Genomic DNA, 14,960 nt, shown 5'->3' on the forward strand with positions numbered 1-14,960 from the left:
ATCCGGACTCAACCGGCGGCATCACCACATCGGTTCACGTGTGAAACGGGCATCGGAACGGTCATGTTCGCAGGTGAGGCCTCTGTTCCCACCCAACCGGGCACGTGCCGCCCCACCCCGGCGGTCCACGCCCGAACATGGCGGAGCCCGGTGCGCAGCAGGTGCGCACCGGGCTCCGACGGGAGGTCTCGTGGACCCGCTCAGCGGGGCTGGTACGGGGAGACGACGACCTCCACGCGCTGGAACTCCTTGAGGTCCGAGTAGCCGGTGGTGGCCATCGCCCGGCGCAGGGCGCCGATCAGGTTCAGCGTGCCGTCGGCCGTCCGGCCCGGGCCGAACAGGATCTGCTCGAGGGTGCCGGCGGTGCCGACCTCGACCCGCTCACCGCGCGGCAGGTCCGGGTGGTGCGCCTCCGGCCCCCAGTGCCAGCCGCGGCCCGGCGCCTGCGTGGCGCGGGCCAGCGCGGCACCGAGCATCACCGCGTCCGCACCGCAGGCGATCGCCTTCACGAGGTCGCCGGAACGGCCCACGCCGCCGTCGGCGATCACGTGCACGTACCGACCGCCGGACTCGTCGAGGTAGTCGCGCCGGGCGGCGGCGACGTCCGCCACCGCCGTCGCCATCGGGGCGTGGATGCCCAGCGACACGCGCGTGGTGTGCGCCGCTCCCCCGCCGAATCCCACCAGCACGCCCGCGGCGCCCGTGCGCATCAGGTGCAGCGCGGCGGTGTACGTCGACGCGCCGCCGACGATCACCGGAACGTCCAGCTCGTAGATGAACCGCTTGAGGTTGAGCGGCTCCGCGCGCCCGGACACGTGCTCGGCCGAGACGGTCGTGCCGCGGATGACGAACAGGTCGACGCCCGCGTCGACCACGGTGCGCCAGTGCTCCTGGGTCCGCTGCGGGGACAGCGCGCCGGCCACCGTGACCCCGGCGGCGCGCACCTCCTGCAGGCGGGCGGTGATCAGCTCGGGCTTGATCGGCTGGGAGTAGATCTCCTGCATGCGCTCGGTCGCCCGGGACGGGTCCAGCGTGGCGATCTCGGCGAGCAGCGGCTCGGGGTCGTCGTACCGCGTCCACAGGCCCTCGAGGTCGAGCACGCCGAGACCGCCGAGACGGCCCAGCTCGACGGCGGTGGCGGGGCTCATCACCGAGTCCATCGGCGCGGCGAGCACCGGCAGGTCGACGTGGTAGGCGTCGATCTGCCAGCCGACGTTGACCTCCTCCGGGTCGCGGGTGCGCCGGGAGGGCACCACCGCGACGTCGTCGAAGGAGTACGCGCGGCGACCGCGCTTGCCACGTCCGATCTCGACCTCGCTCACCGGCCCAGGCTACCGGCGTGCCGAGCACGGCCGTGTCGGTGCCCGGTGCCATCCTGGCGCCGCAGCGGGGGGACGACGAGGTCGGTGCAGCACCGAGGTCAGGCAGTGAGGTCAGGCAGTGAGGGCACGATGACGACGAGCTGGAGCGAAGGGCCGCTGCTCGGCTTCGACACCGAGACCACCGGTGTGGACGTGGACAGCGACCGCATCGTCACCGCCGCGCTGGTCCGCCGGGACGCGACGGGCACCAGCATCACCACGTGGCTGATCGACCCCGGCGTCCCCATCCCGGCCGAGGCGGCCGCGATCCACGGCATCACCACCGAGCACGCCCGTGAGCACGGCCGACCGCCGCGGGACGCGCTGGAGGAGATCGCCGTCGAGCTGGCGGAGGCGTTCCGGGCCGGCGTCCCCGTGGTCGCGTACAACGCGTCGTTCGACCTGCGGCTGCTGGACGCGGAGCTGCGCCGGCACCGCCTGCCGACGCTGCCGGACCGGCTCTACCAGGCCGCCCGCCCGGTGATCGACCCCCTGGTGCTGGACCGCGCGGAGGACCGGTTCCGGCGGGGGAAGCGCAAGCTGGTCGACCTGTGCGGCTTCTACCGCGTCATCGAGTCCGGCTCGCTGCACAGCGCCGACGTGGACGTCGTCGCCACGCTGGACGTGCTCGAGCGGATCCTCGGCCGCTTCCCGCACCTGGCGGAGCTCGACCTGGACACGTTGCACGAGTACCAGGTGTCCGCCCACCGGGCCTGGGCCGAGGGGTTCAACGCCTGGCGCGCCGAGCAGGGCCTCGACGGCCCGGGCGCCGAGCTGGTCTGGCCGACACGCGAACCGGCCGGCACCCTCTGGTAGGGCGCCGGCCGGTTCGGGTCGAGCAGGTCAGTGCGAGGTGTAGTTCGGCGCCTCGACCGTCATCTGGATGTCGTGCGGGTGCGACTCCTTCAGCCCCGCCGGCGTGATCCGGATGAACTTCCCGCGGGCCTGCAGCTCCGGGATCGTGTGCGCCCCGACGTAGAACATCGACTGGTGCAGCCCGCCGACCAGCTGGTGCGCGACGGCTCCGAGCGGCCCGCGGTAGGGCACCTGGCCCTCGATGCCCTCCGGGACGATCTTCTCGTCGGACGGCACGTCCGCCTGGAAGTACCGGTCCTTGGAGTAGCTGACCCGGCCGCGGGAGGCCATCGCACCCAGGGAGCCCATGCCGCGGTAGTGCTTGTACTGCTTGCCGTTGACGAACACGAGGTCGCCCGGCGACTCGTCACAACCGGCGAGCAGCGAGCCCAGCATCACCGTGTCCGCACCGGCCACCAGCGCCTTGGCGATGTCGCCCGAGTACTGCAGGCCACCGTCGCCGATCACCGGCACCCCGGCCGGCTTGCACGCCCGTGCCGCGTCGTAGATCGCGGTGATCTGCGGCACGCCGACGCCCGCCACCACGCGCGTGGTGCAGATCGAGCCCGGGCCCACGCCGACCTTCACCGCGTCGGCACCGGCGTCGACCAGGGCCTTCGCCCCCTCGTACGTCGCGATGTTGCCGCCGATCACCTGCACGTGCGCCGTCGCCGGGTCGGCCTTGAGCCGGCGCACCATGTCGAGCATCAGGCGCGCGTGCCCGTTGGCGGTGTCCACCACCAGCACGTCGACCCCGGCATCGACCAGGGCGGTCGCCCGCTCCCACGCGTCGCCGAAGAACCCGATGGCCGCACCGACCACCAGCCGCCCCTCGGCGTCCTTGGTCGCGTCCGGGTACTGCTCGGACTTCACGAAGTCCTTGACGGTGATCAGGCCCTGCAGCACGCCCCGCTCGTCGACCAGGGGCAGCTTCTCGACCTTGTGCTTGGCCAGCAGCGCCGCGGCGTCCTCGCGGGCGATCCCCACCGGTGCGGTGACCAGCGGCATCGACGTCATGGTCTCGCGCACGCGGCGCTGCTCGAACTCGGCGGCGGGGACGAACCGCAGGTCGCGGTTGGTGATGATCCCCAGCAGGTGCCGCTCGTCGTCCACCACCGGCAGGCCGGACACCCGGTACGTGGCGCACAGCCGGTCCAGCTCGGCGAGCGTGGCGTCCGGCCCCACCGTCACGGGGTCGGAGACCATGCCCGACTCAGAGCGCTTGACCAGGTCCACCTGGTGCGCCTGGTCGGCGATCGACAGGTTGCGGTGCAGCACCCCGATGCCGCCCTGCCGTGCCATGGCCACGGCCATCCGCGACTCGGTGACGGTGTCCATCGCGGCGGACAGCAGGGGGACGCGCACGGAGATCCGGCGCGTGAGACGCGAGGTCGTGTCGACCTCGCTGGGGATGACGTCGGTCTCCCCGGGCAGCAGCAGGACGTCGTCGTACGTCAGTCCTGTGCGGCCGAACGGGTCGTGCTCGTCTGTCCGGCTCATCGGTCCATGGTACGGGGCCGGGACGGGCGCCCCGGCAGCGGTCAGGGCCGCCGCGAAGGTCCGGACGCCGACGGCGGAGCCCGGTGCCGAGCGGTCAGCGGATGATGCCGCGGCGCAGCCCGATGGCGACGGCCTGGGCCCGGTCCCGGGCGCCGAGCTTGCGGAAGAGCCGCCGGGCGTGGGTCTTGACCGTGTCCTCCGAGAGGAACAGCTCCGCGCCGATCTGCGCGTTGGACTGGCCGTTGCTCATGCCGACCAGCACCTGCACCTCGCGCCGGGTCAGCTCGAGGTCGCCCGAGGAGTGCGCGCCGACCGACGCCAACGCCTCCGGGGCCAGCGGCAGGGAGCGCACATCGTGCACCGACTCGACCAGGCTGGCGGAGACCGGCTGCGGCACCGTGACGGACCGGCCACCACCGGCGAGCCCCGCCTGCACGTGCGCCGCGACCGCGGCCAGCTCGGCGCGACCGACCTCCGGCGCGAGGAACCCGCGGGCGCCCAGCGCGAGCGCGCGGTCGAGAGCCACGCCGTCGTCCGGCCCGGCGAGCAGCACCACCGCAGTGGTGGGGGCGACCGCGCGGAGCCGCCGGACGACCTCGACGGTGCCCGCGCCGGGCAGGTGCGCGTCGATCAGTGCGATCGAGGGCGGGACCCGGCGGGCGAGCGCCAGCAGCTCCTCCGCGGTGGCGGCGGCGCGGACCGGCGCGAGCACGGGCACGCCGATCGAGGCGACGACGAGGCGCTCGCGCACCGACGCCGACGCATGGCACACCACCACGCCAGCCATTCGGGTAACCCTCCCCTGCAACGGACACCCATCTGGGCGTTTACCGATACATCGGCCCGCTGGACCAGGACGTTAGCGGCACCGGAGGAACTGCTTGACGGCGCAGTGCCGAATTGCCCCGTGGAGGGCGGACAACCGGAATTGTCCGTGACCCGTTCGAGTGGATCTCCGGGGCATCACCCCAGAAATCGCCCGCCGTGACTCGAGGTTCCCCCCGACTCGCCGAGCGCCGCCAGCACCTCGTGCAGCAGCCCGGTGAAGGTCCGCGCACGGTGCACGGAGCGACCCAGCGGGAGCAGCTCGGCCGCCGAGTCCGGGACCATCACGAAGTGCGGCACCTCGGGCCGGTCCTCCGCGAGCCGCGCGACGGGCGCCAGGTCCGGCACCTGCTGCTGAGACACGGTGACCAGCGCACCGGCCCGCGTCATCGCGACCAGCTCCACGGCGTGCCGACCCGACAAGGGGCCGCCCACCACGCGAGCGTCCACGCCGTGCTGGACGAGCGCGGCCGCCAGCGCGTGCGCCAGCAGCGGCCGAGGGGCACCGGACGGCACCAGGACGAGCACGACGGGCTGACCCGTCCTCTCGTGGTCCGGCGTCACGTCCCGGAGGGCGCCCAGGGCGGCTGCCCGCAGCACCGTCTCGGCGTCGGCGCCGGGGCGGTCGATCACGGTCCGGCGGCTCAGCGCCTCGAGCGCCGGCTCGACCAGGGCGGTCCACCAGCTGACCACGTCACCGCCGGCGCCGATCCGCAGCAGAGCCGCGCACCCGTCGGCGTCACCGGCGAGAGCCGCGTCCACCACCGGACCCGGCGTCCGGGACGCGCTCGGCGCCGGTACGGCGACCCGGTCGGGCACCGCGTCCAGGAGCGAACCGCCGGAGACCTGGGTGGCGAGCGCGATGCGCGCGGCCTCGCCGGGTGCGACGCCGTCGATGGTCAGCCGCCGCATCACCAGCAGCCGCGCGAGGTCCTCGGCGCCGTACCGACGGTGGGAGCCGGCCGGGTGCTCGGACGGCCCGAGGCCGTAGCGACGGTCCCAGGTCCGCAGCGTCGCCGGTGCGACGCCGAGGCGACGGGCGACCGCGGCGACCGTGAGCGCCGGCGCCAGGTGCGCGGCCTGCTCGTCTTCGGCCATGACGCGATTGTGCCAGGCCGCAGGACCCTGAGCACTGCAGTGGTCGCGCTCCCGCGCCTGATGCCGTGACCTGCACCGACACGCGGGCCGGACCTGGGCAGGCGTCCATATCGCTTCACCGAGGCTGAACTTCCGACCGGGTCTTGAACAACCTGTGGCGCGGTTGCTACGGTGGCCAAGCACCACCCGATCGACCGGCACCGCCCGTTGCGGCGCCAGGGCGGTCCGCACGCAGCGGCCGACGAGGCCGAGGACACGAGGAGGACGACCAGATGGCCGAGATCTCGCGCTTGCCCGGTCCGGTGATGGACCTGTGGGAGTGGCAGTTCCAGGGAGCGTGCCGCGACGCCGACGAGAACCTCTTCTTCCACCCTGAGGGCGAGCGTGGCGCCGCCCGCCGCCGGCGTGCCGAGGCGGCCAAGGCGATCTGCGCCACGTGCCCGGTGATCAAGGAGTGCCGCGAGCAGTCGCTCGCCGTGCGCGAGCCCTACGGCGTGTGGGGCGGCCTGTCCGAGGACGAGCGGGCCGCTGTGCTGGCCGAGCGGGCGAGCCACCGGCACGTGGGCTGAGAGAGCTCAGCGCTCCAGGGACCCCGAAAGGTTCCACGGACCCGAACGACGAGGGCCCCTCTCCCGACCGGGAGAGGGGCCCTCGTTCATGACGGGGGGCGAGGATCAGCCCACGACCGCCAGCACGTCACGCGCGGACAGGATGAGGAACTCCTCGCCCGCGTACTTCACCTCGGTGCCGCCGTACTTGGAGTAGATGACCTTGTCACCCACCGCGACGTCGAGCGGCACGCGGTTGCCCTTGTCGTCGATGCGACCCGGGCCGACGGCGAGGACCTCGCCCTCCTGCGGCTTCTCCTTGGCGCTGTCCGGGATGACCAGACCGGACGCGGTCGTGGTCTCGGCCTCGAGGGCCTTCACCACGATCCGGTCCTCGAGGGGCTTGATGGAGACCGACACAGCGGACCTCCCCTTCGCATGTGAGTAGTTCAGCAGGTCAGTGCCGCACCGTCAGCCGCCGTCGTCGCGGTGCCGGGACCTGGGTGCGGTTGGCACACTCACGGGGAGAGTGCCAGCTCCTCACTCTAGGAACGCCTTAGCACTCGGTCAAGGCGAGTGCCAGCGACAGGCGGCGTCGCCGCCGGTCGCCGTGCGAGGATCGCCGCATGGACGCCGCCAGCCTCTCGCTCCTGCTCAGCGAGCAGGGCTGGGCGTTGCTGACCGCGCTGCCACCGTACGACGAGCAGCGGGTGATGGCCCTGTCCACCCGGCTGCAGGCCGAGGGCCTGGACCCGGCACTCGTCGCCGCGGCACTGACGCAGTCACGCCTGCGCGCGCGGGCGCGCACCAAGTTCGGGGACTTCGCTGACGGGATGCTGTTCACACCGGCCGGCCTTGAGCAGGCGACCCGCCTCCCGGTGGCGGCGCACCATGCGCGGCGCTACCTCGCCGCCGGGCTGACCCGGGTGGCGGACCTGACGACCGGGATCGGCGCCGACGCGATGGCGCTGGCGGGTGTCGGCATCCAGGTGCTGGCGGTGGACCTCGACGAGGTGACCGCGGCGGTCGCGACGGTCAACCTGCGGCACTTCCCCGAGGCACAGGTGCGCCACGGCGACGGTCTGCAGCTGGACCTCGCGGCGGAGGGCGTCGACGGCGTCTACGCCGACCCGGCCCGGCGCAGCGCCGCTGGACGGCGCAGCTGGGAGCCGACGGACTGGACCCCGCCGCTGGACGCGCTGCTCGCGCTGCGCGACCGGGTGCCTGCCGTCGGCCTCAAGCTCGGACCAGGGCTCCCCCACCGGCTCGTGCCGGACGACGCGCTCGCCCAGTGGGTGTCCGTCGACGGCGACGTCGTCGAGGTGGGTCTGTGGTTCGGCCCCCTGGCACCCGAGGGCCCGGGACGGTCCGCACTGGTGCTGCGCGACGGCCGCGCGCACACGCTGGCCGGCGGGACGGACGACGAGCGGCCGCCGGTCGGCGCCGTCGGCACCTACCTGTACGAGCCGGACGGCGCGGTGATCCGAGCCGGCCTGGTCGGCACCGTCGCGCAGGACCTGAACGGCCGGTTGCTGGACCCCACCATCGCGTACGTCACCGCCGACCGGCTGGTGCCGAGCGACGTCGCCACGACCTACCGCGTCCTGGACGACCTGCCCTTCGGCGTCAAGCGGCTGCGCACCTACCTCCGCGAGCGCGGGGTGGGTCGGCTCACCGTCAAGAAGCGCGGCACCGCCGTGACGCCCGAGCAGCTGCGCGGGCAGCTGGACCTGCGCGGCGACGCCGAGGCCACCGTGGTGCTCACCCGCGTCGGCGGTTCGCAACGAGTGCTGCTCGTCGAGCCGGTCGCCGACCCGACCGCGGCGACCACCGGCCGGTCCGACCCTGCCGCCTCCGGCGGCGAGCCCGAGGAGCCCTGATGGCGGCACCCGTGCCCCTGCCGTTCGCCGTGTCCGAGCGGTCGACCATCGGCATCGAGTGGGAGGTCGCCCTGGTCGACGCCGACTCCGGTGACCTGCGGCAGGCCGCCCAGACCATCCTGCAGGCGGTGCGCGCCGAGGACGGCAGCGACCACCCGAACATCAGCCAGGAGCTGCTGCTCAACACCATCGAGGTGCAGAGCGGCAAGTGCCGGACCGTCGCGGAGGCCGCCGCGGATCTCCAGGTCGCGCTGGACCAGGTGCGGCGCGTCGCCGAACCGCTGCGGATCGAGCTGATGGGCAGCGGCACGCACCCGTTCGCCCACTGGGCCACCCAGAAGGTGACCGACAAGCAGCGCTATGCCACTCTGATCGACCGCACCCAGTGGTGGGGCCGGCAGATGCTGATCTACGGCGTGCACGTGCACGTCGGCATCGAGGACCGCGCCAAGGTGCTGCCGCTGTCCCGCGCGATGCTCACCGTGTTCGGCACCATCCAGTCGCTGTCCGCGTCATCGCCGTTCTGGGCCGGCGCCGACACGGGCTACGCCTCGAACCGCGCGCTGATCTTCCAGCAGCTGCCGACGGCCGGCCTGCCGCCCCAGTTCGACCAGTGGTCGCAGCTCGAGCAGTACGTCGGCGACATGGTGCACACCGGCGTGATCGACCAGGTGGACGAGGTGCGCTGGGACATCCGGCCCTCCCCGCGCTTCGGCACGCTCGAGATGCGCATCGCCGACGGGGCCGCGAACCTCCTCGAGGTCACGGCCATCTCGGCGCTGACGCACTGCTTCGTCGAGCACTTCTCCGAGCTGCTCGACCGCGGCGAACCCCTGCCGACCCTGCAGCCCTGGTTCGTGCAGGAGAACAAGTGGCGCTCGGCGCGCTACGGCATGGACGCGATCCTGATCACCGACGCCGCCGGCGACGAGGAGCTGGTGACCGACTCGGTCACCCGGTGGCTGGAGGTCCTCACGCCCGTCGCCGAGCGGCTGGGCTGCCGCGCCGAGCTGGAGCAGGTCCGCACCATCCTCCGCCGCGGCGCGTCGTACCAGCGGCAGCGGGCGGTCGCGCGCCGCAACGCCGGCGACCTCGGCGCGGTGGTCCGCGCGCTGGTCGAGGAGTTCCGGGCCGGACGACCGCTGTAGCGGTCCCGGGGTGGCGTCCCGAGCGACCCGCGCCGTCCGACGCTAGACGAGCACCTGGGTCAGCGGCATGGACGAGTCGACCGGCAGGTCCAGCGACGACGCCGGCCGCCCCCGGCGCACCAGCGCGGAGCCGAGCGCCGCGATCATCGCGCCGTTGTCCGTGCAGTACCGGATCGGCGGGATGCGCAGCGTGATGCCCGCCTCCTCGCAGCGCAGCGCGGCCATGTCGCGCAGCTGTGAGTTCGCCGAGAAGCCGCCGCCGACCACCAGCGTGTCGACGCCGTGGGCCTTGCAGGCGGCGATCGCCTTGGCGGTCAGCACGTCGGCGACCGCGGCGGCGAACGACGCGGCCACGTCGTGCAGCGGGATCTCGAGCCCGGCGTCCTCGCGCGCCTCGACCCACCGGGCCACGGCGGTCTTGAGCCCGGAGAAGGAGAAGTCGGTCGCGTGGGCGGCCTGGTCCTTCGCCGCGGTGAGGCCGCGCGGGAACCGGATCGCCTCCGGGTCGCCCTCGCGCGCCAGCCGGTCGATGTGCGGACCGCCCGGGTACGGCAGGCCGAGCAGGCGGCCGACCTTGTCGAACGCCTCCCCCGCCGCGTCGTCGAGCGTCGAGCCGAGCTCGGTCACCTCGACGGTGTCGTCGATCCGGAGCAGGGAGGAGTGGCCGCCGGAGACGACGAGCGCGAGCACCCGCTCCGGGAAAGGTCCGTCGACCAGCTCGTCGACCACAGCGTGGCCGATCACGTGGTTGACGCCGTACAGCGGACGGTCGAGCGCCACGGCGAGGGCCTTGGCGGCGGAGGCGCCGATGGTCAGGGGTCCGACGAGCCCGGGACCGGCGGTCACGGCGATCGCGTCGACCTGCTCGAGACCGACGCCGGCGGTGCCGAGCGCCCGGCGGATGGTGGGGATCATCGCCTCGAGGTGGGCCCGCGAGGCGATCTCGGGGATGATCCCGCCGAAGCGCGCGTGCTCGTCCATCGAGCTCGCGACGGAGTCCACCAGCAGCTCGTACCCGCTGACGAGGGCCACGCCCGTCTCGTCGCAGGAGGTCTCGATGCCGAGGACGAGCGGGTCGGTGGATCCAGGCAGCGGCACGAGGACAGGATAGGCGAGGGCTCGGGATCCGCCCGGCTGTGGCGCAGGTCACACCCGTGGCGGGAAGCGACCCCAGCGGTTGAATGTTCAACGACTTGTGAGCACCGACACCACACCCCTGGACACCTCGGACCTCGACGCCGAGCTGGACTCCGCCGGCCTCCTCGACGGAGCCACCGCCGACCTGCTGTTCCGGGCGGCCCGGACCGCCGGCGCCTTCACCGGCGACGAGGTCACGGACGCGCAGCTGCAGGCGGCCTACGACCTGGCCAAGTGGGGCCCGACGGCGATGAACGTCACCCCGCTGCGGGTGCTCGTCGTCCGCACGCCCGAGGCCCGCGCGCGCCTCGCCGCGCACATGAACGAGGGCAACCGGCAGCGCGTGCTCGACGCGCCCGTCACGCTGCTGCTCGCCGCCGACACCCGGTTCCACCAGCACCTGCCGCTGCTCGCGCCGCACCGCGCCGAGATGGTGGACACGTTCGAGGCGATGCCGCAGATGCGCGAGCAGATGGCGCGCAACAATGCGTGGCTGCAGGCCGGCTACCTGATCGTCGCCCTGCGCGCGGCGGGGCTGGCCGCGGGGCCGATGGGCGGGATGGACGCCACCGCGATCGACGACGACCTGCTCGCCGGCACCGGATGGGCGTCGCTGTTCGTCGTCAACGTCGGCCAGGCCGAGGGCGCGCAGTACCCGTTCCCGCGCGCCGCACGGCTCGACTGGGACCAGGCGACGCGCACGGTCTGAAGGAGCGCGGGCCGCGGACCGCGGCACGGCACCCACGCCTGATCGGGCCGACGTGAGCGGTCGGCCCGGTCAGGTGCGTCAGGCGGTCGTCTCCCCGGAGGAGGTGGCCACCGGTCGCGACGGGTCCGACGACCACTGCGACCACGACCCCGGGTACAGGGCCGCCTCGACCCCGACCGCCGCGAGCGCCGCGACCTGGTGGGCCGCGGTCACGCCCGACCCGCAGTACACGGCAACGGGCCCGGTGACGCCGACCGCGGCGAACCGGGCGCGCAGCGCGTCGTCGTCGAGGAAGCGCCCGTCCGGCGCGAGGTTGTCGGCGGTCGGTGCGCTGCGGGCGCCGGGGATGTGGCCCGCTCGCGGGTCGACGGGCTCGACGACGCCGGCGTAGCGCTCCGCCGCGCGGGCGTCGAGCAGCGTGCCGGCCTCGGGCCAGGCCGCCGCGCCGTCCGCGTCGATCGTCGGCAGGCCGCCCGCGTGCAGCACCACGTCCCCCGGTTCCGGGAGCACCTCGCCGGCCTCCAGCGACAGGCCGGCCGCGGTCCACGCCGACAGGCCGCCGTCGAGCAGCCGGACCTGGGCGAGGCCCGCCCAGCGCAGCAGCCACCACGCCCGCGCTGCCGCGGTGCCCCCCGTGGCGTCGTAGACCACGACCGCCGCTCCGTCGCGCAGGCCCCAGCGCCGCGCCGCGGCCTCCAGGTCGGCCAGCGGCGGGAGCGGGTGCCGGCCGGCAGCCGCGCTCGGGGGCGCGGCGAGCTCGGTGTCCAGGTCGACGAAGACGGCGCCGGGCAGATGGGCCGCCAGGTACTGCTCGTGCCCGTCCGACCGGCCCAGGGCCCAGCGGACGTCCAGCAGCACGGGCGGCTCCTCGTCGGCGAGCGCCGCCGCGAGCGCCTCGGCGGTCACCAGCACGTCGGCCCTGCTCATCGCTGCTCCTCTGCCACGTGCAGCGGGAGCAGCATGGTCCAGGCGTCGATGTTGCCCGGCTGGTAGTAGGCCCGGCGGCGGCCCAGTCGCCGGAAGCCGGTCGACTCGTAGAGGTGGATCGCCGGGTCGTTGTCCACCCGCACCTCGAGCAGCACCCGCTGGGCGCCGAGCTGCCGGGCGTGGTCCACCAGCTGGTTCAGCATGGTCCGGGCGATGCCGCGGTCCTGGTGCTGGGAGTCCACCGCGATCGTCATCACCTGGGCGTCCTCGCCGTCGAACCACAGGCCCGCGTACCCGACCAGCAGCCCCGTGGTCGGCGTGACGGCGCCGATGTACCACCTGCCCTCCGTGACCAGCTCCTCCGCGAGCGACGCGGGCGACCACGCAGCCGCACCGAACAGGTCCCGCTCCAGCACTTCGAGCCGTGGCAGGTCGCTCGCGGCCAGCTCCCGCACGACGACGTCGGGCGGGACGGCGCTCACGTGAGGACCCGCTTGCGCACGACGGACGGTTCGGCATCCGGTCGGCGGAGGTAGAGCGGGGTGGTCGCGAGCGGCTGACCGGCGGCGTGGCGGGCCAGCGCCAGCCGGCCCAGCTCGGCGGGGTCGGGGTCGAGCAGCGCGGGGTCGTCCGGCTGCTCGTCCGTCAGCCCGAGCGCCTCGTGGTGCAGCCACGCTCCGCGCCCGACGACCAGCGCGCCGGTGGTGCGGCCGTGCTCGACGAGGTTGGCCGGGACGGCGATGTCCGGGCCGCCGATCGGCTCCGCCGCACGGTCGGCGTCGACGCGGTACTCCGCCCAGTACACCTCCCGGCGGCGTGCGTCCGTGACCACCAGCACGCGGGCTCCGGGCTCCGCCGTCCGCGCGGCGGTCGCCGCCAGGGCGTCGACCGAGGGCACCCCCCACGCCGGGACGTCGAGCGCCAGCGCCATCGTCCGGGCCGTCACCAGCCCGACGCGCAGCCCGGTGAACGGCGCCGGGCCGGTGCCGGCCACGACCGCGGTCAGCTGCGTCCGGTCGACGCCGGCATCGGCCAGCACGTGCTGCACCATCGGTGCGAGCAGCTCGGCATGGTGCCGTTGCTCGGAGTCGGACCGGGTGGCCAGCACCGTTCCGTCGTCGGCCAGCACGGCGACGGCGACGGCGGAGGACGTGTCCAGGGCGAGGATCGGCACGGCGATCAGCCTGCCACGACGGTCAGGACGCCGACGCGCGGGAGCGCGACACCGGCCCAGCGAGGACCCACGGCACGGACCGTGAGCACCCGCTCGCCGGCGTCCGCCGGCTCGTCCGCCGTCGGGTCCACCGCCCCGCGCGGACGCCGCAGGCTCAGCTCCAGCCGGTCCTCGGCCAGGGGCTCGACCCAGCCCTCGCCCCACTCCACCACGGTCACCGACTCGTCCAGGCTCGAGTCGAGGTCGAGCGCCTCGACCTCGTCGAGGGACCGCAGCCGGTACGCGTCCACGTGCACCAGGGCCGGCCCGACGGAGCCGTCGGGCCGCGGGACCGGCGGGTGCTCACGGGCGATGATGAACGTCGGCGAGGCGACCTGCCCACGGACGTGCAGTCCGGCGCCGATGCCCTGGGTCAGGGTCGTCTTCCCCGCGCCGAGGTCACCGGTGAGCACCACGAGGTCCCCCGGGCGCAGCACGGCCGCGAGCTCGAGCCCGTAGGCCCTGGTCGCCTCGGCGTCCGGCAGCCGCACGGAGCCGGTCGGTGCCTCACCACCCGAGCCCGGAGCCCCGGGCACACCCGCCAGCTCGCCGGTCATCGGACGACCGCCTGGTCGCACGCCGGCACACCGGCCCGCGCCACGGAGTCCACGTGCTCACGCGGCACACGCACGCCCAGCCGCGTGGTGATCTCGTAGCTGATCGTCCCGGCCGCGCGGGCCCAGTCCTCCGCCGTCGGACCTCCGTCCGCACCCGTCCCGAACAGCACCACCCGGTCCCCCGCTCTCTGCGTCGCCTCCGGCCCGAGGTCGAGCACGAACTGGTCCATGCACACGCGCCCCGCCACCCCGAGCGTGCGGCGCCCGACCTGCGCCGGCCCGCCGAGCCGCGCCCCGGACCCGGACGCGTGCCGCGGGATCCCGTCCGCGTACCCCAGCGGCACCACGCCGAGGGTCGTCTCGCGGTCGGTCACGTACTGGTGCCCGTAGGACACGCCCTGGCCGGCCGGGACGCGTTTGACGGTCGCGAGCTCCGCCTCGAGGGTCATGGCCGGCACCAGCCCGAAGTCGGCCGGGCCGCCGAGCTGAGGCACCGGGGACAGCCCGTACACCGCCAGCCCGGGGCGGACCAGGTCGTAGTGCACGGCCGGCCGCGTCAACGTCGCCGCCGAGTTGGCGATGTGCCGCACCTCGAGCCGCGCACCGGCGGCCTCGACCGTGCGCACCGCGTCGGCGAACACCTGCTCCTGGGCCCGGACGGTCGGGTGGTCGGGCTCGTCGGCGAACGCGAAGTGCGACCACACGCCCACCAGACGGACGGCGCCCTCCGCCTCGGCACGCAACGCCGCCGCCGTCAGCTCCGGCAGCTGGTCCGGCAGCACGCCGTTGCGGCCCAGCCCGGTGTCGACCTTCAGGTGCACCCGGGCGGTGCGGCCGGCGGCGCGGGCGGCACGCAGCACCTCGTCGAGCGCCCACGGCGCGGCGACCGACACGTCGACGTCCGCCTCGATCGCCTCCCCGAGCGGGGCTCCGGGGGCGTACAGCCAGGTCAGCACGCGGGGCGCGGTCACCCCGGCGGCGCGCAGCGCGAGCGCCTCGGACACCTGCGCGGTGCCGAGCCAGGTCGCGCCGGCCTCGACGGCGGCCGTCGCCACCGGCAGCAGCCCGTGGCCGTAGGCGTCCGCCTTGACCACGGCCATCACCTGCGCCGTGGGGGCGTGCTGGGCCAGGGCCCGCACGTTGCCGCGGATCGCGGCCAGGTCGACGACGGCACGGGCGGGGAAGCGGCTCACGGCCGTCAG

Annotated in this window: 16 protein-coding genes; 5 read left to right on the top strand and 11 right to left on the bottom strand. The window is 74.4% G+C overall.

Annotation, left to right across the window (positions count from 1 at the left end):
* Positions 1-200: 200 nt before the first annotated feature.
* Positions 201-1,322, bottom strand: coding sequence for a GuaB3 family IMP dehydrogenase-related protein (locus QMF98_RS13320; RefSeq protein ID WP_263729632.1), 1,122 nt, complete (start codon positions 1,320-1,322; stop codon positions 201-203).
* Between the two features lie 129 nt (positions 1,323-1,451).
* Here QMF98_RS13320 and QMF98_RS13325 point away from each other — a divergent pair, with 129 nt between their 5' ends.
* Positions 1,452-2,177 carry an exonuclease domain-containing protein gene (locus QMF98_RS13325; protein ID WP_337973481.1) on the top strand — a complete coding sequence of 242 codons (726 nt, stop codon included), beginning with the start codon at positions 1,452-1,454 and terminating at the stop codon, positions 2,175-2,177.
* 27 nt (positions 2,178-2,204) lie between these two features.
* On the opposite strand, the gene guaB is transcribed toward QMF98_RS13325, so the two are convergent.
* From guaB to QMF98_RS13340, 3 genes are all read right to left on the bottom strand, one after another.
* A complete protein-coding gene (gene guaB / locus QMF98_RS13330) occupies positions 2,205-3,716 on the bottom strand; it encodes an IMP dehydrogenase (protein WP_337973482.1) in 1,512 nt (503 codons plus the stop codon).
* A 94-nt stretch (positions 3,717-3,810) separates the two neighbouring features.
* The gene (locus QMF98_RS13335) at positions 3,811-4,503 is read right to left on the bottom strand and encodes a response regulator transcription factor (protein WP_337973483.1); all 693 of its coding nucleotides are present in this window, start codon (positions 4,501-4,503) and stop codon (positions 3,811-3,813) included.
* A gap of 176 nt (positions 4,504-4,679) precedes the next feature.
* Positions 4,680-5,639, bottom strand: a complete 960-nt coding sequence (locus QMF98_RS13340) for a MerR family transcriptional regulator (RefSeq protein WP_337973484.1) — start codon at positions 5,637-5,639, stop codon at positions 4,680-4,682.
* A 272-nt stretch (positions 5,640-5,911) separates the two neighbouring features.
* Here QMF98_RS13340 and QMF98_RS13345 point away from each other — a divergent pair, with 272 nt between their 5' ends.
* Entirely contained in the window at positions 5,912-6,208 is a 297-nt protein-coding gene (locus QMF98_RS13345) for a WhiB family transcriptional regulator (protein WP_337973485.1), read from the top strand.
* Between the two features lie 105 nt (positions 6,209-6,313).
* Here the strand turns inward: QMF98_RS13345 and groES are convergent, their stop codons facing one another.
* A complete protein-coding gene (gene groES / locus QMF98_RS13350; protein ID WP_263729639.1) occupies positions 6,314-6,607 on the bottom strand; it encodes a co-chaperone GroES in 294 nt (97 codons plus the stop codon).
* Between the two features lie 206 nt (positions 6,608-6,813).
* Between groES and QMF98_RS13355 the strand changes: the two genes are divergently transcribed.
* Positions 6,814-8,067 carry a class I SAM-dependent methyltransferase gene (locus tag QMF98_RS13355; protein ID WP_337973486.1) on the top strand — a complete coding sequence of 418 codons (1,254 nt, stop codon included), beginning with the start codon at positions 6,814-6,816 and terminating at the stop codon, positions 8,065-8,067.
* The gene (locus QMF98_RS13360) at positions 8,067-9,215 is read left to right on the top strand and encodes a glutamate--cysteine ligase (protein ID WP_337973487.1); all 1,149 of its coding nucleotides are present in this window, start codon (positions 8,067-8,069) and stop codon (positions 9,213-9,215) included. The genes QMF98_RS13355 and QMF98_RS13360 overlap by 1 nt, the downstream gene beginning before the upstream one ends.
* Before the next feature lie 42 nt (positions 9,216-9,257).
* On the opposite strand, the gene tsaD is transcribed toward QMF98_RS13360, so the two are convergent.
* Positions 9,258-10,313: a tRNA (adenosine(37)-N6)-threonylcarbamoyltransferase complex transferase subunit TsaD gene (gene tsaD, locus QMF98_RS13365; protein WP_378097774.1), complete on the bottom strand. Its 1,056-nt coding sequence runs from the start codon at positions 10,311-10,313 to the stop codon at positions 9,258-9,260.
* A 97-nt stretch (positions 10,314-10,410) separates the two neighbouring features.
* Between tsaD and QMF98_RS13370 the strand changes: the two genes are divergently transcribed.
* Complete coding sequence (locus tag QMF98_RS13370; protein WP_337973488.1) at positions 10,411-11,061, top strand: malonic semialdehyde reductase; 651 nt, start codon at positions 10,411-10,413, stop codon at positions 11,059-11,061.
* Positions 11,062-11,139: 78 nt separating this feature from the next.
* Here the strand turns inward: QMF98_RS13370 and QMF98_RS13375 are convergent, their stop codons facing one another.
* Genes QMF98_RS13375 through alr form a run of 5 tightly spaced genes read right to left on the bottom strand, consistent with a single transcriptional unit; the run spans position 11,140 to position 14,951 of the window.
* Positions 11,140-11,988, bottom strand: coding sequence for a sulfurtransferase (locus QMF98_RS13375; protein WP_337973489.1), 849 nt, complete (start codon positions 11,986-11,988; stop codon positions 11,140-11,142).
* Positions 11,985-12,470, bottom strand: a complete 486-nt coding sequence (rimI, locus tag QMF98_RS13380) for a ribosomal protein S18-alanine N-acetyltransferase (RefSeq protein ID WP_337973490.1) — start codon at positions 12,468-12,470, stop codon at positions 11,985-11,987. The genes QMF98_RS13375 and rimI overlap by 4 nt, the downstream gene beginning before the upstream one ends.
* Entirely contained in the window at positions 12,467-13,162 is a 696-nt protein-coding gene (gene tsaB / locus QMF98_RS13385) for a tRNA (adenosine(37)-N6)-threonylcarbamoyltransferase complex dimerization subunit type 1 TsaB (protein WP_337973491.1), read from the bottom strand. Before tsaB ends, rimI begins: the two co-directional genes overlap by 4 nt.
* A 5-nt stretch (positions 13,163-13,167) precedes the next feature.
* Positions 13,168-13,758, bottom strand: coding sequence for a tRNA (adenosine(37)-N6)-threonylcarbamoyltransferase complex ATPase subunit type 1 TsaE (tsaE, locus tag QMF98_RS13390; protein WP_337973492.1), 591 nt, complete (start codon positions 13,756-13,758; stop codon positions 13,168-13,170).
* Positions 13,755-14,951 (bottom strand): alanine racemase, encoded by a 1,197-nt coding sequence (gene alr / locus QMF98_RS13395; RefSeq protein ID WP_490715613.1) that lies wholly within the window; start codon positions 14,949-14,951, stop codon positions 13,755-13,757. Before alr ends, tsaE begins: the two co-directional genes overlap by 4 nt.
* Between the last annotated feature and the right edge of the window lie 9 nt (positions 14,952-14,960).

The sequence above is a fragment of the Cellulomonas sp. NTE-D12 genome, from assembly GCF_027923705.1.
Lineage (GTDB): Bacteria > Actinomycetota > Actinomycetes > Actinomycetales > Cellulomonadaceae > Cellulomonas.

Bases quoted from the DNA above. Each gene is read 5' to 3' on its own strand.
- QMF98_RS13325 (WP_337973481.1), top strand. From the start codon at position 1,452: ATGACGACGAGCTGGAGCGAAGGGCCGCTGCTCGGCTTCGACACCGAG.
- guaB (WP_337973482.1), bottom strand. From the start codon at position 3,716: ATGAGCCGGACAGACGAGCACGACCCGTTCGGCCGCACAGGACTGACG.
- QMF98_RS13335 (WP_337973483.1), bottom strand. From the start codon at position 4,503: ATGGCTGGCGTGGTGGTGTGCCATGCGTCGGCGTCGGTGCGCGAGCGC.
- QMF98_RS13340 (WP_337973484.1), bottom strand. From the start codon at position 5,639: ATGGCCGAAGACGAGCAGGCCGCGCACCTGGCGCCGGCGCTCACGGTC.
- QMF98_RS13345 (WP_337973485.1), top strand. From the start codon at position 5,912: ATGGCCGAGATCTCGCGCTTGCCCGGTCCGGTGATGGACCTGTGGGAG.
- QMF98_RS13355 (WP_337973486.1), top strand. From the start codon at position 6,814: ATGGACGCCGCCAGCCTCTCGCTCCTGCTCAGCGAGCAGGGCTGGGCG.
- QMF98_RS13360 (WP_337973487.1), top strand. From the start codon at position 8,067: ATGGCGGCACCCGTGCCCCTGCCGTTCGCCGTGTCCGAGCGGTCGACC.
- QMF98_RS13375 (WP_337973489.1), bottom strand. From the start codon at position 11,988: ATGAGCAGGGCCGACGTGCTGGTGACCGCCGAGGCGCTCGCGGCGGCG.
- tsaE (WP_337973492.1), bottom strand. From the start codon at position 13,758: ATGACCGGCGAGCTGGCGGGTGTGCCCGGGGCTCCGGGCTCGGGTGGT.